At 74.7% G+C, this 19,417-nt stretch carries 14 protein-coding genes; 5 read left to right on the top strand and 9 right to left on the bottom strand.

Features of this window, described 5'->3' with window-relative positions:
* Window positions 1-26 precede the first annotated feature (26 nt).
* Together IE294_RS19450 and IE294_RS19445 are read right to left on the bottom strand one after the other, a co-directional pair.
* Window positions 27-2,765: a SpoIIE family protein phosphatase gene (locus IE294_RS19450; RefSeq protein WP_229917227.1), complete on the bottom strand. Its 2,739-nt coding sequence runs from the start codon at window positions 2,763-2,765 to the stop codon at window positions 27-29.
* Between the two features lie 106 nt (window positions 2,766-2,871).
* Window positions 2,872-5,388, bottom strand: a complete 2,517-nt coding sequence (locus IE294_RS19445) for a SpoIIE family protein phosphatase (protein ID WP_189887743.1) — start codon at window positions 5,386-5,388, stop codon at window positions 2,872-2,874.
* 265 nt (window positions 5,389-5,653) lie between these two features.
* On the opposite strand from IE294_RS19445, the gene IE294_RS19440 reads away from it, so the two are divergent.
* Entirely contained in the window at window positions 5,654-6,886 is a 1,233-nt protein-coding gene (locus IE294_RS19440) for a hypothetical protein (RefSeq protein WP_229917226.1), read from the top strand.
* A 20-nt stretch (window positions 6,887-6,906) separates the two neighbouring features.
* On the opposite strand, the gene IE294_RS19435 is transcribed toward IE294_RS19440, so the two are convergent.
* The 5 genes from IE294_RS19435 to IE294_RS19415 form a co-directional block, all read right to left on the bottom strand.
* Window positions 6,907-7,614 (bottom strand): 2-phosphosulfolactate phosphatase, encoded by a 708-nt coding sequence (locus tag IE294_RS19435; protein ID WP_189887741.1) that lies wholly within the window; start codon window positions 7,612-7,614, stop codon window positions 6,907-6,909.
* Between the two features lie 49 nt (window positions 7,615-7,663).
* Complete coding sequence (locus IE294_RS19430; protein WP_189887739.1) at window positions 7,664-7,951, bottom strand: YkvA family protein; 288 nt, start codon at window positions 7,949-7,951, stop codon at window positions 7,664-7,666.
* 65 nt (window positions 7,952-8,016) lie between these two features.
* Window positions 8,017-9,231: a hypothetical protein gene (locus tag IE294_RS19425; protein ID WP_189887737.1), complete on the bottom strand. Its 1,215-nt coding sequence runs from the start codon at window positions 9,229-9,231 to the stop codon at window positions 8,017-8,019.
* A gap of 448 nt (window positions 9,232-9,679) precedes the next feature.
* Window positions 9,680-11,044, bottom strand: coding sequence for an FAD-dependent oxidoreductase (locus IE294_RS19420; protein WP_189887735.1), 1,365 nt, complete (start codon window positions 11,042-11,044; stop codon window positions 9,680-9,682).
* Between the two features lie 157 nt (window positions 11,045-11,201).
* Window positions 11,202-12,680 (bottom strand): C40 family peptidase, encoded by a 1,479-nt coding sequence (locus IE294_RS19415; RefSeq protein WP_229917225.1) that lies wholly within the window; start codon window positions 12,678-12,680, stop codon window positions 11,202-11,204.
* A gap of 392 nt (window positions 12,681-13,072) precedes the next feature.
* Between IE294_RS19415 and IE294_RS19410 the strand changes: the two genes are divergently transcribed.
* Both IE294_RS19410 and IE294_RS19405 read left to right on the top strand, forming a co-directional pair.
* Window positions 13,073-15,016: a DUF1996 domain-containing protein gene (locus IE294_RS19410; protein ID WP_189887875.1), complete on the top strand. Its 1,944-nt coding sequence runs from the start codon at window positions 13,073-13,075 to the stop codon at window positions 15,014-15,016.
* A 117-nt stretch (window positions 15,017-15,133) separates the two neighbouring features.
* Window positions 15,134-15,766 (top strand): GNAT family N-acetyltransferase, encoded by a 633-nt coding sequence (locus tag IE294_RS19405; RefSeq protein WP_189887733.1) that lies wholly within the window; start codon window positions 15,134-15,136, stop codon window positions 15,764-15,766.
* A gap of 10 nt (window positions 15,767-15,776) precedes the next feature.
* Here the strand turns inward: IE294_RS19405 and IE294_RS19400 are convergent, their stop codons facing one another.
* Together IE294_RS19400 and IE294_RS19395 are read right to left on the bottom strand one after the other, a co-directional pair.
* Window positions 15,777-16,490, bottom strand: coding sequence for a lipoprotein (locus tag IE294_RS19400; RefSeq protein ID WP_189887731.1), 714 nt, complete (start codon window positions 16,488-16,490; stop codon window positions 15,777-15,779).
* 98 nt (window positions 16,491-16,588) lie between these two features.
* On the bottom strand, window positions 16,589-17,230 hold the full coding sequence (locus IE294_RS19395; protein ID WP_229917224.1) for a class I SAM-dependent methyltransferase: 642 nt from the start codon (window positions 17,228-17,230) through the stop codon (window positions 16,589-16,591).
* A 159-nt stretch (window positions 17,231-17,389) separates the two neighbouring features.
* Here IE294_RS19395 and IE294_RS19390 point away from each other — a divergent pair, with 159 nt between their 5' ends.
* On the top strand, window positions 17,390-17,848 hold the full coding sequence (locus IE294_RS19390; protein WP_189887727.1) for a flavodoxin family protein: 459 nt from the start codon (window positions 17,390-17,392) through the stop codon (window positions 17,846-17,848).
* 555 nt (window positions 17,849-18,403) lie between these two features.
* A complete protein-coding gene (locus tag IE294_RS19385; protein WP_189887725.1) occupies window positions 18,404-19,111 on the top strand; it encodes a lysophospholipid acyltransferase family protein in 708 nt (235 codons plus the stop codon).
* Window positions 19,112-19,417 lie beyond the last annotated feature (306 nt).

Genomic DNA, 19,417 nt, shown 5'->3' with positions numbered 1-19,417 from the left:
ACGATTTCCCCGCCCCCCCCGCACGCTCAGGGAAGCGGCTGCTCCGCCCAGATCACCTTGCCGTGCGGGGTGTACCGGGTGCCCCAGCGCTCGGCGAGCTGGGCGACCAGGAACAGGCCCCGGCCGCCCTCGTCGGTGCTCGCCGCGTACCGCAGATGCGGCGAGGTCGTGCTGCGGTCGGACACCTCGCAGATCAGGGTGCGGTCGCGCAGCAGCCGTACCCCGATCGGGCCGCGCCCGTAGCGGATGGCGTTGGTGACCAGCTCGCTCAGGATCAGCTCCGTCGTGAACGCCAGCTCGTCCAGGCCCCAGTCGGACAGCCGCCGGGTCACCGAGGCCCGCACCTCCGACACCGCCGCCGGGTCGGACGGCACCTGCCACTGCGCGACCCGGTCGTCGCCCAGCACCCGGGTGCGGGCGACGATCAGCGCCACGTCGTCGCTCGGCCGGGCCGGCAGCCGGTCCAGCACGGTACGGCAGGTGTCCTCGGGGGAGGCTCCCGGCGTCCGCAGCAGCGCGTCGCGCAGCAGGCCCAGCCCCTCGTCGATGTCCCGCTCCCGGTCCTCCACCAGACCGTCGGTGTACAGCACCAGCCGGCTGCCCTGCGGCAGTTCCAGCTCGGCCGTCTCGAACGGCAGCCCGCCCAGGCCCAGCGGCGGCCCCGCGGGTACGTCCAGGAACTCCACACCGCCGTCCGGCCGCACCAGCGCGGGCGGCGGATGGCCGGCCCGGGCCATCGTGCACAGCCGGGACACCGGATCGTAGATCGCGTACAGACAGGTCGCGCCCGTCACCACGGACGCGCCCGCCGCCGGTGCCTCGTCCTGGTCGAGCCGGCCGACCAGCTCGTCCAGCAGGCTCAGGAGCTCGTCCGGCGGCAGGTCCAGCGAGGAGAAGTTGTGCACGGCCGTGCGCAGCCGGCCCATCGTCGCCGCCGCGTGCAGCCCGTGCCCCACGACGTCCCCGACGACGAGGGCCACCCGGGCGCCGGACAGCGGCAGCACGTCGAACCAGTCGCCGCCCACCCCCGCCTGGGCCGGCAGATAGCGGTAGGCGATGTCCAGGGCGCCCTGCTCGGGCAGGCTGCGCGGCAGCAGGCTGCGCTGGAGGGTGACCGCCATGCTGTGCTCACGGGTGTACCGGCGGGCGTTGTCGATCGACACCGCCGCCCGCGCCACCAGCTCCTCCGCGAGGGCCAGTTCCTCGGCGTCGAACGGCTGCGGCTTCTCCGCCCGCCAGAAGCTCGCCACGCCCAGTACCAGGCTGCCCGCCCGCAGCGGCACCGTGATCATCGAGTGGATGCCGAACGCCAGCACCTGGTCCGTGCGCTCCAGGTCCTGCGCCCGCCAGCCGGGCTCGTCGCGCAGCCGCGGCACCTCGACCGACTGCCCGGTCGTCAGGGCCCTCGCCTGCGGCGAGGTGGTCACGAACCGGATCCGCTCGCCGAGCGGATACAGCGGGGACTCCTCGCGGACGCCCGCGCAGGCCGCGCGGCGCAGCGCCGTCCCCGGCCGCGGCTCCTCCCCGCCCAGCACCGCGTCGAACAGGTCCACCGTCGCGAAGTCCGCGAACCGGGGCACCGCCAGCTCCGTCAGCTCCTCCGCGGTCCGGGTCACGTCCAGGCTGGTGCCGATGCCCACGCCCGCCTCGTACAGCATGTTCAGCCGCTCCCGCGCCACCTCCGCGCGGCCCGACAGGGCGCGCAGCTCGGTGGAGTCGCGCAGCGTGGTGACGCTGCCCGGCGGGCCGCCGCGCAGGTCCGTGGGCCGCTGGTTGACAGCCAGCAGCCGGTCCTTGACCAGGTGCACCTCGTCCGTGGCGACCCGCCCCGAGGCCAGCAGCCCCGCCGTCTCGTCGTCCAGGCCCAGCTCCAGCACATGCCGCCGCTCGGCGTCCGCCGGCAGGCCCAGCAGGCGGTGCGCCTCGTCGTTGGCGAGCAGCAGCCTGCCGTCACCGCCGACGATCAGCACACCCTCCCGGACCGCGTGCAGCACCGCGTCGTGGTGCTCGTACATCCTCGTCATCTCGTACGGCCCGAGGCCGTGCGTCTGGCGCAGCAGCCGTCTGCTGACCAGGGCCGTGCCCGCGGTCGCCAGCGCCAGCGCGGCGGCAGCCGCGGCCAGCAGCAGCGGTAGCTGCTGGTCGGCGGCCCCGCCCACGTGCGCGGTGGTGATCCCGGCCGCCACCAGGCCCACCACCTGACCACCGGAGTCCTTCACCGGCACCACGACCTGCACCAGCGCCCCGATGGTGCCGTTGACGTGCTCGGTGACCGTGCCGCCGGCCACGGCCGGGGCGATGGTGCCGACGAACTTCTTGCCGATGCGGTCGGCCCTGGGGTGCGTGTAGCGGATGCCGTCGGTGTTCATCACGACGATGAAGTCCACGCCGGTCGCCTTGCGGGCCGCCTCCGCGCGCGGCTGGAGCACGGCCGTGGGGTCCGGGGAGCGCAGGGCGGCGGCCGTGCCGGGCGCGTTGGCGAACGTCTCGGCCACGGCGAGGGAACGATTGCCCGCCTCGGCGTCGCTGTCGCGCCGCACCTGGAGCACCTGGGCCACCACCGCCGAGACGACCAGCAGCAGCACGATCACCACTTGCAGGACGAACACCTGCCCGGCCACGCTGCGCCCGGTCACCGCCGCCCGCAGCACCCCCGGCCGGCTTCCGCCCGTGCCGCGGTCCGCCGCCGGCCGGCTGTGCGGTGCGCGCGGGTACCCGAAAGAGCGGGGCGGCCGAGTCACGGGCCGGCCGGGCAGTCGCACCATGTGCCCATGTCTACACTGCCCGGCGCCCTCAGGCGAGACCATCACCCGAGGCGGCGACGGCCGAGCGCCGGGCAGGGGGCGGCCCCGGGTGGGCGGGGTGGGCCGGTCACCGGCCGGGAGCGGGTGGCGGACGGCGGGCGGCCAGCAGCAGGGCCACGTCGTCGGGGCGGTCGGTGGCGTGCCGGGCGGTGGCCGTCAGCCGGTCGGCGACCCCGGACAGGGACCGCCCGCCGCCCAGGCCGGCACCGGCACCGGCCTGGGCGAGCGCCAGCCGCAGGGACGCGATGCCGTCGTCGATGTCGGCGCCGGGCCGCTCCACCAGACCGTCGGTGTACAGGGCGAGGATCGCGTCCGGCTCCAGCCACAGTTCGGTCACCGGGTATCGGGCGTGCGGATCCACGCCGAGGACGACGCCCCCGGAGATGTCCAGCAGCCGGGTCCGGCCGTCCGGGCAGCGCAGCAGCGGCGGCGGATGGCCCGCCCGGGCGACCCGGGCCCGGCCGGTGGCGGGGTCCAGGCGCACGTAACAGCAGCTGGCGAACTGGCCGGGGTCCAGGTCGATCAGCAGGTGGTTGGTGCCGCTCAGGACCTCGTCCGGCGGCCGGTCGCCCAGCGCGAACGCGCGCACGGCGCTGCGGAGCTGGCCCATCGTGGCCGCCGCCTGCACCCCGTGCCCCTGCACATCACCGATGACCAGCGCGAGCCCGTCCCCGGCCTCCACCACGTCGTACCAGTCACCGCCCACGTCCATGCCCTGCGTCCCCGGCAGATACCGCCCCACCGTCTCCACCCGCGGATGCGTCGACAGCCGACGGGGCAGCAGGGCCTGTTGCAGGCCGCGGGCGAGGGCCGCCTCGTCGTCGTAGCGCCGTGCCCGTTCCATCGCGTGCGCGATCAGCCCGGCGAGCGCGGTGAGGACCGTGCGTTCCTCCGTGCTGAAGGCGCGCTCGCGGTCGAAGCCGAGGATGCAGGAGCCCACCGGCCTGCCCGAGGCGATCAGCGGCAGGAAGGCACGCGAGCCCTCCTGCGCGTCGAGGGCGATCCCCGGATAGGCCGCCGCGATCTGCCCCATGGACTCGAAGAACAGCGGCCGGCCGGTGGTCAGGGTCTCCACACCGGGCACGTGCGCGTCGAGGCCGATGCCCTCGAACGGCGCGAGGAAGCCCTGCGGGAACCCCGTCTCCCAGGCCAGGTACAGATGCCGGTCCTGGAGCAGGTAGATGGCCAGCCGCCGGCCGCCGAACGCGGGCAGCAACTCCTGCATGACCACCGCCGACACCTGCCGGGCGGTCACCGCGTCCGTCAGCGCGATGGCCAGCGCGATCGGCCGGTACAGCGGCGTCATCGAGCGGGCGCCCGCCACCGTGTCCTCCGGGGCCCCGGCCGCGGGCGCCGGCCCGCTCGCGGTGTCCACCCGGCTGGCCGGGGCGAGCACGCAGGTCAGCAGGTCCGTTCCGGGGTGCACCGAGACCGCCAGCCAGTCGCCGTCACCGGGTTCGTCCCGGTCGTCGGCCGGCCGACGGGCGTGGAAGCGCACCGGCTCGGGGCAGAGCAGGGCGCCGCGCAGATGGTCGTCGTACGGCGGCCCGGTCAGCCAGGGCAGCGCCTCCCACAGCGCCTGCCCCAGCAGCCGCTCCCGCGCCCGGCCCGTGAGCCGGGCCGCCGCCGGGTTGGCGTACACGATCAGCCCCAGCCGGTCCAGGCAGAACACGCCCTCCGGCAGCAGGTCGGCCGCGCCGTCGGCGGAGGCGGCCGTACCGGGGTCGAACACCACCCCGTGGACCGCCGTCCCGGCGCGGTCCGCGCGGTCCGCGTCGGCCGGCCACAGGTCCAGCAGCCGCGGCGTGCCGTCGCGGGCGCGCAGGCTCAGCGGCGCGCTCGGCGGTTTCCCGGCGGCGGTGTCGCGCAGCGCGGCCAGGATCCGGTGCGCGTCGGCGGGGGCCACGGCGTCCGCGAGCGCCGTCATGGTCCCCGCGAACTCGCCGGGGCGCAGCCCGAGCAGGGCGTGCAGCCGGTCGTCCGCACGGACCACGGAAGTCGCCGGGTCACAGCTGAAGCGTCCTACGGCGACCCGGGCGGGCCGGCTCGCGGGCGGCCGTACGCACAGCGGCTCGCCGTCCCAGACGATCGCGTCCTCGTCGCCGTCGGCCAGGCCGAGCAGTTCGGTGCCCAGGCCCTCGGCCAGCCGGCCGAGCAGTTCCCGGTCGAGCAGGTCGTCCACGGTGTCCGCCACCGCCGGGTGCAGGACCGTGAGCACCCCCAGCGGTGCGGTACCGCCCGGCACCGGCACGTGCACCGACCCGAACGGGAAGGGCAGACCGGCCGCGAACTGCGGATACCGGCGCATGGTCTCCGTGACGTTCGGCAGGACCACCTGGATGCCGAGCCGGTAGGCGTCGGCGACCGGGAACGGACGGCCGACGTGCAGCCGCCACCAGGACCTGAACAGCGGACCGGGCAGCCCCGTGAGCACCGCCAGGCGCAGCAGGCCCGGGGTGCGGGAGCGCAGGTACACGCCCGCCGCCCGGCCGCCGGCCGTGGTGAGGACGCCGGTCGAGACGTCGGCCAGCAGCGCGGTCAGCCGGGCCCGCGTACGGACCGCCTGCTCGTCGCTCCCGGCCATCGGCCCCACCTCGTCCCGTGCGGCTCCGGGTGGATGACACAGCAAGAATGCGCCACGAAGCGCGCGGTACGCACCTGGGCGGGGTGGAGAGGGCCATGGCAGGCAGGGGTGGGGCCCCCGGTACCCGTCGGAGGACACCGGGCCGGCTCACACCAGTGCCCCGCCCGAGTGGCGGGCTCCGGGGCCCGCTCCTAGTAATGGAGTCCGTGACGCGGCGACCGCAGACGGGGCGCGGGTGCGGTCGCACCCTTCTCCTGGAGACGAGATGACGACCTGCTCTTCATCCCCCCGTCCCGACGACTCGGTGATACCCACGGCACCGGCTGCCCCCGGCGCCCCCACCTCGTCCCCGCACCTCCTCACGCGGCCCGTACGGCCGCTCCCCCCAGAGGAACCCGCGCACGGCGACCCCCTGCGCAGCCTGGTCCACGCGGCCGTCGCCGACCGCCCGCTGGAGGACGTGGTCCGGCTCATCACGCTGCTGGAGAGCACGCCCGAACCGGCCCGGACGACAGCCGACGTGCTGCGCGCGGTCGCGGTCGACCGGTCGGTGGAGGACGTCACCCGTCTGGTCACGCTGCTGACCGAACCGCCCCGGGACAGCGACAGCGCCGACGAGGCGATCCGGGCCGCCGCTCAGCGCCGCCCCCTGGAGGACGTCTCCCGGTTGGTGCAACTGCTGCACCGCGGCCCGGCGGAATCCCGCTGCGCGGAAGCCGCCGTGCGGGCGGTGGCGGTGCACCGGCCCGTGGAGGAACTCGCCGAGCTGATCGGTCGGCTGGCGGCGGAACGGCGGACGAGTCAGGCCGAGGAGCGGTCGGGGTCCGCCGCCGTGGCACCGGCGGTCGTACGGGAGGTGGGGTGGTCGGCCCCGCAGGCGTCGGCGGAGGCGGGGCGGTCCGCCCCGGAAGAGCCGGCGGTGCAGGGACGGCCGGCCGCGGCAGGGCCGGTGAAGACCCGGCGCATCGTTGTCGACGGGCGGACGAGGGCACCGCGGTCCGACGCGGAGGGGCGGACGGAAGGACGACGGGCGGGTGCGGACCGGGCAGGGGACGACCGGACGCCGACGGCCTGCCTGTGGGTGGCCCGGTGCGCCGCGCTGCTGGTGTTCCTGTGCGGGACGGCGCATGCCCCGCGCTACTGGACCGGGCTGTCCCACGGCGCCCTCGGGGCCACCCTGCTCGCCTCGGCGCTGTGCGGGCTGCTGGCGCTCGCCCTCACCGCGCGGGCGGCGCCGGCCCGGCTCGTGGCGGCGACGGCCGCGGTCGGGGTCACGGCGGTGCTCGCCGCCGGGCACGTGCTCGGCGGACGGTTCAGCCTGCCGGACCCGGCCCGGGTGCGGGCGGCGACCCTGGCACCGTCGTGGCTGGCCGGTCCGACCGCCGCGGCAGCGGCACTCGGCGCACTGGCGGTCCTGCTCACGGCCCTGACCCTGGGCAACGCCGAGCCGGACGAGGCCGGTCGAGGTCGTCCGGCCGGGTCGGGCCCGGTGCCCTGACCGGTGCCGCCGGGCTCCCTCTACGCCGAGGAGGCCGGGTGCTCGGGGGGTGCCCATGGGCGCAGCACCAGGTGGCCGTCCTCCCGGGTGGCCGCCATGGCCGACGGGAACGTGTCCGTCTCCAGGCACACGGCCACGTCCTCGGGATCGACACCGGCCCACCCTTGCCGCACACCGTCGGCCAGCCGTGCGGCGGCGGTGGAGCGCCGGGCCCGCGCCAGGTAGGGGCCCGGGTCGGCGTCGTCCGTTCGCACGCGTTCGGCGATGTACTCCGCGCAGGCCCGGTCCTCCTCGGCCCGTCCGCCGTCCCCGGTGACCACGAAGGTCACCGCCTGCGCCCGTACCCGCCGCAGCGCCCCGGCGGTCGCCCCGGCCACCGCGAAGCTCGCGCACAGCAGCAGCCCGGCGTCCGCCACGGCCAGCGCCCCGGCCGTCCCGGCGGTGGTCTTCTGGACGACCGTACGGCCCCGCAGGTCCAGCGCCCGCAGCCGGGCGGGCGAGTTGACCAGGTCGAACCCCGGCGTCGGCGCCCCGTCCTGGCAGGCGAGCCAGTCCGGATGACGGGCCTTCAGCGCGAGCGCCTCCCGCAGCGTGCGGGCGAAGACGATCCGCTCGGCGCCGCGCCGGAACGCCCAGGCGGCCACGGTGAACGCGCGCATCACGTCGACGACCACGGCCACGCCGGGGGCCGCCGGGGCACCGGGTATGCCGGTGAACACGGGTCGCATCGCCCCATGGTGCGGCATACCGCCGGTGCGGTACACCACGCCCGGCCGGTCAGGGCTCGGTCGTCCCGCCCGGCAGCGGCCGGGCGGCGCGCAGGCTGCGCAGGGCGAGGAGCAGGACGCCGATGTCGTCCAGGTAGACCGGGTCGGGCAGCAGATCGGTGGGCAGCACCAGATAGGCGACCGCGCCCCAGAACACCCACCGGGGCCCCGTCGGCAGCCCCGCCCGCCGCAGCGTCCGCCGCGCCCGCACCAGCCGCACCAGCAGCCGGACCGCGACGGCGAACAGCACCGCCGCGACGACGGCGGCGATCACCAGCAGGGTCGTGGTCGTGTCCATTGCGGCTCCTTGCCGGGCGGGGGCGCCTACGAACGGTACGACCGTCCATGTACCCCGACGGACTCCTACGATGAACGCTCGTCCGCATCGCCGCCGGCGCCCGCGGCCCCCGCGCTGTCGTCCGCCGGCGCCGTGCCGTCCGGTGGGGAATCCTCGGCAGACCCTTGCTGCTGCCGGCCCTTGGTCGTCAGCTTGAGCCGTTCGAACGTCCGCGTCAGCTGCTGCAACGCGCCCGGTGTCCGGGCGGCGGGCCGCTGCTGGGGGAGGGCGGGCGCGGGCACGTCGCGGTACGCCGCCAGGGCTTCCAGCGCCTGCTCGGCGGCCTGCTTGTACAGGTCCCGGGACTTCGTCATCGCCTCCAGCGCCTCGGCGTACATGGCGACCAGCCGCCGCTCGCGCTCCAGCTGCTCCTGAAGGGTCATCAGGGTCCAGTTCTCGCGCAGGTCCGTCAGCGCCTCCTCGGCGTCCGCCGGCAGCGGCCGGGGCAGGGCGACGAAGTGCCGTAGCGCCGCGAGGAGTCCGGCCGGTTCCGAACCGTCCAGGAAGACGGTGCGCACGCTGTGCTCCCGGCCGTCGTACCCCTCAGGTGCCGGATCCGGCGGCAGCAGCACCGCGCCGCCGCGCGGCACCTCGACGCCGAGGTCCTTCAACGCCCAGTTGACGGCGCGCAGTTGCTGCGGTGTGGCCCGGTGCTCGATGACGCGGTGCCGCAGGCCGGGCGGCAGCAGCCGCACCAGCGGCAGCCGGCCCCGCTCGTCGGGTGTCATCGCCTCGTGGACGACGACATGGACGCACCACGCCTCCCGGGCCGCGTCCCGCAGCCGGCGCCGCATGTCCTTGTCGTCCTCCGGCAGCGCGTTGACGTGCCGGAAGCGCAGGCCCGCGACCGTGGGGTGATGGTCCCAGGAGCCGTCGTCGTCCTCACCCGAGCCGCCCTCGGGCCAGAAGAGCGTCGCGGGCGACGGCCAGGCGTCGTCCCACGGACGCTCCGCCTCCGCGACCAGCCGCCACTCGTGGCCCGGCAGCCGGCCCTCCTGCGGTACGAGGGTGAGCCGGGCCCGCACGGTCACCGTGCCGCCGGCTCGCCAGCGGGCCTCGAAGACCCGCCGGGCCGGGTCCCCGGCCGCGGGCGGCTCGGCGAAGTCGTCGATGTCACCGCTCTCCTTGTGCCGTCGCAGGGTGCGGCGGACGACGTTCTCGGGGGCGGGACCGGTGTGGCGGCCCCGGGCCGCCCAGAGGGTCTGCGGGGTGGTGGCGCGGTCGCCGGCGGAGTTCGACATGAGCCAATCTGCTGATGGGGGCGGGTGTGCCTCCCAGTATCACCGTTCGGCGGGGCGACACGGCGGCGGGGGCCCGGCCCCGCGCGTCGCCCGGGAGTGCGACCGGAGCGCGGGGTGTGCGCCGTACGCCCGGGGTGTGCGCGGTGCGCGTCAGGTGAGCGCGGTTCACCCGTGCCCGGCCGGCGGTCGCGGCGCCCACAATGTCCGGCGAACGGGGCCCGCCCATCCATCCGCCCAGGGGCGGACCCCGTTCACCCCTGCCGGCACCCACCGGAACGCCACCCACCCCCGCGCGCCCGCCGCTGACCGGTCCCGGGGACGTTTCCCGGAGCCGTTGCGCACGCGTCGCCGTGCGAGCCGTTCGCACGGGCGGCGCGGCACCGCACGGAACGGGGCGGGGGCCGGCGCACCGGCGCCGGCCCCCTGGGACCCGGAGGGAGGAGGGTGCTTACGCCCCGCTCTCCCGCAGCATGTCCTCACGCTCGACGATCTTCACGCGCTCGCGGTCCTGCGGCTCGCCCAGGGCTCGCTCGGCGGCGTCCAGCCTGTACCAGCCCTCCCAGGTGGTGAAGCGGACGTTCCGCTCGGCGAGGAAGGCGTCCACGGCCTCCGGCTCGGGCGAGGCGGGGGTGTGCAGACGGCCGCCGGCGAAGTCGTCCAGCAGGTTGGCCACGGTCTCGTTGGCGTCGCCCTTGGTGTGGCCGATGAGACCGACGGGGCCGCGCCGGATCCAGCCGGTGACGTAGGTGGACCGCAGGTGGGTGCCGCCCTCCTCGATCACCCGGCCGCCCTCGTCCGGCACGGTTCCCGAGTCGATGTCCCAGGGCAGCTTGGGCAGCTTCTCGGAGAGGTAGCCGACCGCGCGGTAGACCGCCGTGACGTCCCAGTCCTTGAACTCGCCGGTGCCCTTGACGTTGCCGGTGCCGTCCAGGGCGGTGCGCTCGGTGCGCAGACCGACGACCTTGCCGTCCTGGCCGAGGATCTCGGCCGGCGACTCGAAGAAGTGGAGGAAGAGCTTGTGCGGGCGGTCGCCGACATCGCGGATCGCCCAGTTCTCCAGCGTCTTGGCGACCATGTCGGCCTGCTTGTTGCCGCGCCGGGTCTCGATCGAGCCCTCGTCGTAGTCGATGTCCTCGGGATCGACGATGACCTCGATGTTCGGGGAGTGGTCCAGCTCGCGCAGCTCCATCGGGCTGAACTTCGCCTGGGCCGGGCCACGGCGGCCGAAGACGTGGATCTCCAGGGCCTTGTTGGCCTTCAGACCGTCGTAGACGTTCGGCGGGATCTCGGTCGGCAGCAGTTCGTCGGCGGTCTTGGCGAGGATGCGGGCGACGTCCAGGGCGACGTTGCCGACACCGAGCACGGCGACCTTCTCGGCCTCCAGGGGCCAGGTGCGGGGCACGTCCGGGTGACCGTCGTACCAGGAGACGAAGTCGGCGGCGCCGTAGGAACCGTCCAGGTCGATGCCGGGTATGGACAGCTCGCGGTCGGCCATCGCGCCGGTCGAGAAGATCACCGCGTCGTAGAAGGCGCGCAGGTCGTCCAGGCTGATGTCCGTCGGGTAGTCGACGTTGCCGAACAGACGGATCTGCGGCTTGTCGAGCACCTGGTGCAGGGCGGTGATGATGCCCTTGATGCGCGGGTGGTCGGGCGCGACGCCGTACCGGATCAGGCCGAACGGGGCGGGCATCCGCTCGAAGAGGTCGATGGAGACACCGGGGTCGGCGGCCACCTCGGACTTGAGCAGGGCGTCGGCGGCGTAGATCCCGGCGGGGCCGGCTCCGACAATGGCTACCCGCAGGGGGCGCGGCATGATCTGGTTCCCTTCGAGCGTGAATGGGCGACTTGATCACGAAGCCTAAACTAAGGCACACCTAAGTCGGTACGCGGGTCCGGTCTATGACCTCATAAGTTGATCTTATGCCTTACCTAGCGGTGCCTTATGGGCGGGCAGTGCCGTCGGGTCCCCGTCAGGCGGGCCGGATGATTCGGTGGATCGCTGCCTCGCCGGCGCCGTAGATCGACTCCTCGCGGATGGACGACCCCGGTCCGGGGGCGTGGACCATCATTCCGTCGCCGGCGTACAGGCCCACGTGCCGGTCGTCCTGGAAGAAGAGGACGAGGTCGCCGGGTTCGAGCCCGGCCGTCGTGAGGGGCGTTCCGGCCAGCGCCTGCTCGTGCGCGGCGCGCGGCAGCGTGACACCGGCCGCCTTCCACGCGGCCTGGGTGAGGCTGGAGCAGTCGTAGGAGTCCGGCCCGGTCGCACCCCACACGCAGGGCTTCCCGAGCTGCGCCCGAGCGAACGCGATGGCCTTGGCGGCACGGAGGGCGCGAGGCGACTCGACGGAGGCGGGCGCGGACAGGGGGAGGGGCAGGGAGCCGGTGTCGGTCACGGAAGCGGTGATGCCGACCGGCGGAGCGGCTGCCATCGGTGCTGCCGACGGAACGGGTTCCGCGTCCTGTCGCTGCCACGGGACGGTCGAGGTCATGGCGGGGTGCGCCGTCTGCTGCACCCCAGCCGACCAGTCGGGCGGTACCGGTACCGGCTGAACGGCGGTGTCCGGCAGGCCGAGCCGGGCGGTGCGTCCGGACAGCAGATCACGCGCTGTGTCGAGCCTGCGCCGAGTTGCGGCCTTCGAGGCGGCGGGGGACAGGCGAACGAATCCGGCGGAGCCGGGGAGTGTCCGGGGCAGCTGAACCGCCGCCCGCTGGGCGGCGGGCTGCGCGACGACCGGCAGAACGTCAGGACTCACCGATTCCGCCGCGCCCCAGTCGGCCGTGTCTGTCGTACTGCCGCTCAATCCCAGGGCCGCACCCGGAAGTTCCATGCTGCTCGCTGTGTCGACCAGCGCCGTCCGCACGGTCTCCAGGGCCGGCAGGAACCCGCCCGTCGGGTCCGTCGTCGAGCCCGTCGTCAGTTCGGACACTGCCTGCCCGGTGCTCGGTTCCCGTGCCCCGGACCGCTGTTGAGGCAGGCCGCCCATTCCCAGCGCCCGCCGCTCACCGCCCGGCAGGGCGCGGCTCTCCCCGCCGCCGACCGGGAGAGCGGGGAGGCCGAGGCCCTCGCTGCCGCCCGTCGGGAGGCCGAGGTGCTCGCTGCCGCCCCCCGGCAGGGCGCGGGCCTCCCGCTCACCCCCCGCCGGCGGAAGCCGGTCCGTCGACGCTCGCGAACGCGCCGGTGCGGCAGCCCTGTCGGGCAGCCGGTCCGCGGGCAGTACGGCGGGGACGGTCGGGCCGACATCGGCGCGTACCGCGTCGAACCACTGCCGGGCGACCTCGTCCAGTGCCCGGTCCGGACGCTGGCCCGCCCGCTTGGCCAGCGGTACGCCACGCGAACGCGTCCGGGCGGCCATGGCCCGGGTCGCGTTGAAGTTGCCGGTGTCGTTCTCCGCCCGGTCGTAGAGGGATGCGATCCGCTGGCGGACCTCGTCGCGACTCTCCGGCGCCATGGAAGACGTGCTCCTTCCTTGCCCCGCAGGGCAGTTGGGCGGCTCGCCGGGGCAGAGCCGGGCGGCGGCCTCGCGTCAACCTAGCCAACGTGTGTACCTCGTGTGAAGGTTGAGGTGTGAAATGTCCGATACATATTCGTGATGTTCGCGACGGTGTTCGAGAGGGGAAGAGCGGCGGCCATGGTTTCCTGTGAAGCCCCGGTGAATTCGCGATTCTGTTGAACGCGGTGGCTCCGCCCGCCGTATGAAGCCGGGGAGCTCCATGCCCGACCGCCCGGCCCCACCCACCGGCGGTCAGACCACCGGCGATCACACAGGGGACGACCTTGGTACGCAACAGGCGCAGACGCCCGACCGGCGCACGACGCGCGACCCTCGCCGCCATGGCCCTGATGCTCGGCGGAGCCGGGCTCGTCGGGGCGAACGTCTACGCCTCGGCCACCGAGGGCTGGGGCGACGGATCCGGCACGGACGCCTCCGGGCACGTCCTGTCCTCGGGCACGGCGACCATCGACTGCCCCGATGTCGGCGGCCGGCTGACGGCAGTGCCGGACGCGGCCCGTCCCGAGGTCGACCGCGAACTCGCCGCGCTGGACCAGCAGATCGCGGCGGCGTACCGGCAGGTGCAGCAGGCGGGGCGGGACGGCGGCGAGGACGCCGGTTCCACCGGGGAAACCATCATGAAGCCGCTGGAGGAGAAGCGGTCGGAGTCCATCGGACGGATCGCCGACGCCGTCGGCCGGGCTGGGGAACGCCCGCGGGGCCTGGACGATCTGGCCGCCTGCACCCTGCGCCCCGGCGACAACGGTGAGCCCACCGGTACGCCGGACGACCACGGCCGACAGGGCGGCACCGGCCAGGCGCAGGACGGGGCCGGTGCGGACCAAGGCGGCAGCGCTCAAGGACAGAGCGGCGATCGTCAAGGCCAGAACGGCAGCGCTCAAGCGCGAAACGGCGCCGGGCAGGGCGGCAACGGGCCCGTCGTGTCGGACTACGCGGACATCACCGCCGTACCGCCCGAGGCACCGGCCCCGCCGCCGCAGGCCGACGCCTCGCGCGGCACGTTCACCTCCGACTGCGGTGTCAACGCGGGCGGCCTGTTCAACTCCGACAACGTCATCGTCGCCCCCGGCGTCTCCAACGGCGCCCACCACTTCCACGACTACATCGGCAACCAGGGCAACAACGCCTTCGCGAGCGACGAGGACCTGGCCAAGGCCGGTACGAGCTGTGCCGACCAGGGCGACAAGTCGTCGTACTACTGGCCGGTGCTGCGTCTCCAGAACGGCACCCAGGAGCGGGACGCCGGGGCCCCGGGCGGCGGGACGGAGGGCAACGCGGGCCGGATCGTGACACCCGAGCAGGTCACGCTGACCTTCGTCGGAAACCCGCGCGGCAAGGTCACCGCCATGCCGCGTCTGCTGCGCATCGTCACGGGCGACGCCAAGGCCTTCGTCAACGGCCCCGGCAACGCCAACGCGTCCTGGAGCTGCACCGGTTACGAGAACCGGCAGCTGAAGGACAAGTACCCGCTGTGCCCGCCGGGCAGCGACGTGGTGCGCACCTTCCGCTTCCAGAGCTGCTGGGACGGCCGCAACATCGACAGCGCCAACCACCGCACCCACGTGGCCTTCACGGCCGCCGACGGCTCCTGCCCGGCGGGCTTCCAGCCCGTTCCGCAACTGGTGCAGCGCATCGTCTACGACGTCGACGCGCCGAGCCTCGCGGACGGCGGCCGTACCGTACCGCTGTTCGCGGTGGACTCCTTCCCCGAGCAGCTGCACAAGCCCGTCACCGACCACGGTGACTTCATCAACGTCTTCGGCGAGGACCTGATGCGCGAGATGGTCGACTGCATCAACTCCGGCCGTGCCTGCGGTTCCTCCGCCGACGACGGCTCCGCCACGACGCCGACGCCCACGGCGAGTTCGAGCGCCACGGCGGCGCCGGGTGACGCCTCCAGCGAGGAGAACGGCGGGAGCGAGGAGAACGGCGGGAGCGTCACCTCCCCGCCCGCGCCGTCGGCGTCCCGGTCCGCTGAGACGCCACGGCACGACGCGACGACGTCACCCGCCCGCACCACCCAGCACGACACGGACGACCAGGCGGCACCTGCCGTGTCCGCCGCACCCCGGTCCACGCCGGTGCCGAGCCAGGCCGCCCCCGCGCCCGCCGCCGTCGCGTACGCCCCGCCGACGGCCGCGGGGACCGAGCCCCGGGCGAGCCGGGGCGGTCTGGCGGAGACCGGCGCCCATCTGTGGCCCGCGGCCATCGGCACGCTGCTCGCCCTGTCGGGTCTGTTCATGCTTCTCCGGGCCAGGCGCCTGCGCTACTGACCGTGCGCGCACGACGGCGGCCCCCCTTCGAGGCGGTCGCCGTAGTCCGCCCACGACCTCTGGCAGGAACACCTACGCCCCCTTGTGGGAGCGCTCCCAAGGAGGTGAGGATAGGGCATGCCGTCTCTCCCTCCGCACCCGCTGATCCGGCCCTACCGTCCCGCCGACCGCGACGCCGTGGCCGACGTCTGCGTCCGCACCGCGCACAACGGGGGCGACTCCCGGGCCCTCTACCCCGACCGGCGCCTGATGCCGTCGCTCTTCGCCGAGCCGTACTGCCACTTCGACCCGGACCTGGCCTTCGTACTGGACGACGGCACGGGCCGGGCCGTGGGATACATCGTCGGTACGGCGGACACCGAGCGCTTCGTGGAGGACTTCCGGCGGAGCTGGATCTCCCGGCTGGCCGGCCGCTATCCGGAGCCCGCCGCGCCGCCCCGCACGCCCAGCGAGGAGATGATCCGCCTCCTGCACCACCCGGAGCGGATGCTCGTCCCCGAACTCGCCGCCCACCCCGCCCATCTGCACATCGACCTGCTGCCGCCCTGGCAGGGGCGGGGCCACGGCCGCCGCTTGCTGCACACCTTCCTGGACGCCCTGCGCGGACAGGGCGTCCAGGCGGTCCACCTCGGCATGGTCACCGTCAACACCGCCGCCCGCGCCTTCTACGACCGGGTCGGCTTCCACGAGATCCCGGTCGCCGACGCGGGCCCTCTCACCTACCTGGGCCGGTCCACGGCCCGTGGGTGAGCGGCGGTCCTCAGCCGAGCTTGAGCGTCTGCTTGGCGAGGTCGTAGGCGGGCCGCATCTCCTCGTGCTCCTGGGTGTCCATGCCTCCGAGGTGCAGGACGACGGGGCCGTCGGGCGTGCTGACGGCGAAGGCGCTCTCCCTCTTCGTCTCGTCCAGGAGCTTGCTCGTGTAGAGGTACTCCACCTCCACCGCGGAGACGCCGCCGCCGGTCTTGAAGGAGTGGTACGTGGCCTTGCTGACGTTGTCTTCGGCGGCGACGAACGCGCGCAGCGCACCGCCCGCGTCCGCGTCGCCGGTCTTGCCCGTCCACACGCGCAGGAAGCCGATGTTGCCGGCCGGCTTGGCGTCGATCTCACAGGCGGCCGTGACCGGGCCCTGCCGCAGGAAGGCGTCGGCGAGCGCCCCGCTGAGATCGCCGTCCTCGCCCTTGGAGGACTTGGCCGACTCCTTGTCGGCGTCGATCGACTTGGCCTTCCAGTGCTGGGCGATGTCGAAGCTCACGGGCAGTTCGCAGGCCGAACCGGCCGCGCCGATCGTGCCGCCGCGGACCGCCGCCGTCCCCTTCGCGCCCGTGCCCCCGGCCGCCGTGCCCTTGGTGCTCGCCGACGCGCTCGCGGACTTCTCCCCGGCGCCGTCCGCGGACTCGGCGCACCCGCCGAGCACCGCGGCGAGCGCCGCCGCCACGACGATGCGGCCTCCGACGGTCCCCACCCCGACCTGCACTGTTGCCTCCCCTTCGGTTCAGAGCGGTCACTGTAACCGAGGGCACCGACAACGCCGACCGCGATGCGGGTCACCGGCTGCGGCTCACCGGCCGCCTGTCACCCGGCCTCGCGCACACAGTGCAGGAAGAGCTGCGGCTCGGGTCCCGCCTCGGGGGCGCGCGGGGTGAACACGGTCTGCTCCTCGGCCAGGACCGTCAGGCCCGCGCCGGAGGCCAGTTCGGTGAACGCCTCCGCGGTGAAGCTCGTGATCCGCACCGGCTGCCCCATGAAGCGACCCTCGGTGTCCTCCAGGTCCAGCGGCACGGTGGCGAGCACGACGAAGCCGCCGGGTCGTACCGCACGGACCAGCTTCGCCACGACGGCCGCCTGTTCGGCGCGGGACATCTGCACCAGCGAGAAGTACGCGCACACGGCGTCGAACGAGTCCTCCGGCAACGGCGTGTCCCGGATGTCGGCGAGCCGGAACTCGGCCCCGGGCACCTGCCGCACGGCCAGGTCGACCATGACCGGTGAGACGTCGATGCCCAGCACGCGGTGCCCGGCCTCGGTCAGTGTCCGCGCGGTCGGGCGGCCCGTCCCGCTGCCCACGTCCAGCACCCTGCTGCCCGGCGCCAGCCGCTCCACCAGCCAGCGCAGCGACGCCCGGTGCGGTACGGAGTCGGCGAACGCCTGCTCGTAGGCGAGCCCCAGCGCGTCGAACACCACGGCGGCCTGCGCCCTGCGGTCCTCGTCGACCACGACTGATCCTCCTGTCCCGGTCCGGCCGCGCGTCCCGCCCCCCGAGGAGCCGGTGGCGTGGCCTGGAACCGTGCCTTGAACGGCGTCTCGAAGTGTGCCTGGAATTCGCCTGAAGCCGCCGTTTGCGAGGAACGGTACGCGCACGGCAGGGTGCCGGATGTGCCTACCCTGCTGATCATCCATCACACCCCTTCACCGAACTGCCAGGCCCTGTTCGAGGCGGTCGTGTCGGGAGCCACGACACCCGAGATCGAGGGCGTGCGCGTCGTACGCCGGGCGGCCCTGTCGGCCACCGCCTCCGACGTGCTGGAAGCCGACGGCTACCTGCTCGGCACGCCCGCCAACCTCGGCTACATGTCCGGCGCCCTCAAGCACTTCTTCGACCAGATCTACTACCCCTGCCTGGACGAGACCCGTGGCCGCCCCTTCGGCTTCTACGTCCACGGCGGCAACGACGTCACCGGTGCCGTCCGCGCCATCGACACCGTCACCACCGGCCTCGGCTGGCGCCGGGCGGCCGAGCCGGTGACCGTCACCGGAGAACCGGGCAAGGCCGACCTCCAGGCGTGCTGGGAGCTGGGGGCCACGGTGGCGGCGGGCCTGATGCCCGGCGCCTGAGCCGTCGCGCCGCCACCGGAGTGGTCTTCATGCGGTCGTGCCCCGCTGACCGGCGGGGGCCGAAGTCCGCGCGCGAGGCGCTCTGTTGCCCGAGAGCCGCCCGGCTCGCCGGCATCATCGACGAACACGGCACCGTGCCCTCCTTCGACGGCCGCGGCGCCGGCGTCCCGAGGCCGGGCGCGCGTCGGCGGGCAGCCGGACGCCGCGCACCCCCGGGGTGAACGTCCCGGACGCCGGCAGCACCTCCAGGGCGTCGGGGTGCCGGGTGACGAACACGCCGACGGGCGTGCCGGACACCGGCCGGTGCGCACGCGACCCGGCGAAGAGGGCCGGGCCGCCCCGCCGGTCACCATGGGCGTGCGCGGCAGCGCCACCCGCTGCGGGACGTCGTCCTCGGGGATCGCGTCGTACGCGGCGAGCAGCTCCATGGCGGCCATTCACCCACCAGCCGGTGGACACCGCACGTCAAACAGGCATTCGGGGCAGAATGGGCGTGCGCGGGAGCGCGGTGCCGGTGATGACCGGCACGGGGGAGACAGCGGAGAGGAGAGCCCGATGCTGTCCGCATGGGCCGGGGCCCTGGTGCCCGTCTTCAGCGACACCGACGTGAGCGGCACCCGGCACCTGGTGCGGCCGTCCGGCACCGGATACGTCCTCGCCGCCAACCACACCTCGTTCTTCGATCCGGTCCTGCTCATCGGCACCCTGCACCGCCTCGGCCTGCGCCCCGCCGTACTGGCCACCGCCGGGCTGTGGCGGGTGCCCCTCCTGGGCCAGGTCCTCACCCGGGAGGGCCACGTGCCCGTCCACCGGGGCAGCCGCCGCGCCCCCGACGCCCTCCGGGCCGCCGCCGACGCCCTCACCGCCGGGCGCGGCGTGCTCATCTACCCGGAGGGCGGCCTGCCCCGCTACCACGCCTCCCACGACCGCCCGCCCGGACGGCTGAAGTCCGGGGTGGTCCGCCTCGCGCTGTCCACCGGCGCCCCGGTGCTGCCGGTCGGCCACGCGGGCGCCCGCCGGGTCTCCTCCGGCCCCCTCGCCAAACAGCTCGCCGGCTGGGCCACCGCGCCCGTACGCCGGCCCCGCGTCCACGTGCACATCGGCCCCGCCCTCCGGCTGGAGACGTCCGACCACCCACTGGACGACCTGGAAGCCGCACTCGCCCAGGCGTGGTCGACCGCGGTCAGCGCCCTGGAGGACGGGCCGGGGGAGGAGCGATCCGAGAGGAGGCAGGACAGGGCCGACGGGAAGCACGGCCCCTGAGGGGCGCGGGAGGCCGGCGGGGTGCCGGGAACTTGAGGGGCGCGGCGGGCCGGCGGGGGTGATGGGCCTGAGGGGCGCGGCGGGTCGGCGGGAGTGGCGGACCAGCGAGGAAGGCGGACCCGGCGAGGAGGCGGAGCCCGTGACGCCGGGCGCCCAGTGCGCGCCGGGCGCCGCTGACCCTCCGTCGGTCCAGGGGGGGAGCAGGCACGCGGCGGGCCCCGGTCGCCGTCACCGGCTGGGCCTGGTCACCCCGGCGGGCATGGGCAGGGACGCGGCCTTGGCGGGTCTGTGCGCCGGGCGCTCCGC

It is taken from the genome of Streptomyces canarius (assembly GCF_014650735.1).
Classification (GTDB): domain Bacteria; phylum Actinomycetota; class Actinomycetes; order Streptomycetales; family Streptomycetaceae; genus Streptomyces; species Streptomyces olivaceoviridis.
Note: the sequence above shows the minus strand (reverse complement) of the source record. Positions and strands in the feature narration are given on the sequence as shown.

Bases quoted from the DNA above. Each gene is read 5' to 3' on its own strand.
- IE294_RS19450 (WP_229917227.1), bottom strand. From the start codon at position 2,765: ATGGTGCGACTGCCCGGCCGGCCCGTGACTCGGCCGCCCCGCTCTTTC.
- IE294_RS19445 (WP_189887743.1), bottom strand. From the start codon at position 5,388: ATGGCCGGGAGCGACGAGCAGGCGGTCCGTACGCGGGCCCGGCTGACC.
- IE294_RS19440 (WP_229917226.1), top strand. From the start codon at position 5,654: ATGACGACCTGCTCTTCATCCCCCCGTCCCGACGACTCGGTGATACCC.
- IE294_RS19435 (WP_189887741.1), bottom strand. From the start codon at position 7,614: ATGCGACCCGTGTTCACCGGCATACCCGGTGCCCCGGCGGCCCCCGGC.
- IE294_RS19430 (WP_189887739.1), bottom strand. From the start codon at position 7,951: ATGGACACGACCACGACCCTGCTGGTGATCGCCGCCGTCGTCGCGGCG.
- IE294_RS19425 (WP_189887737.1), bottom strand. From the start codon at position 9,231: ATGTCGAACTCCGCCGGCGACCGCGCCACCACCCCGCAGACCCTCTGG.
- IE294_RS19420 (WP_189887735.1), bottom strand. From the start codon at position 11,044: ATGCCGCGCCCCCTGCGGGTAGCCATTGTCGGAGCCGGCCCCGCCGGG.
- IE294_RS19415 (WP_229917225.1), bottom strand. From the start codon at position 12,680: ATGGCGCCGGAGAGTCGCGACGAGGTCCGCCAGCGGATCGCATCCCTC.
- IE294_RS19410 (WP_189887875.1), top strand. From the start codon at position 13,073: ATGCTCGGCGGAGCCGGGCTCGTCGGGGCGAACGTCTACGCCTCGGCC.
- IE294_RS19405 (WP_189887733.1), top strand. From the start codon at position 15,134: ATGCCGTCTCTCCCTCCGCACCCGCTGATCCGGCCCTACCGTCCCGCC.
- IE294_RS19385 (WP_189887725.1), top strand. From the start codon at position 18,404: ATGCTGTCCGCATGGGCCGGGGCCCTGGTGCCCGTCTTCAGCGACACC.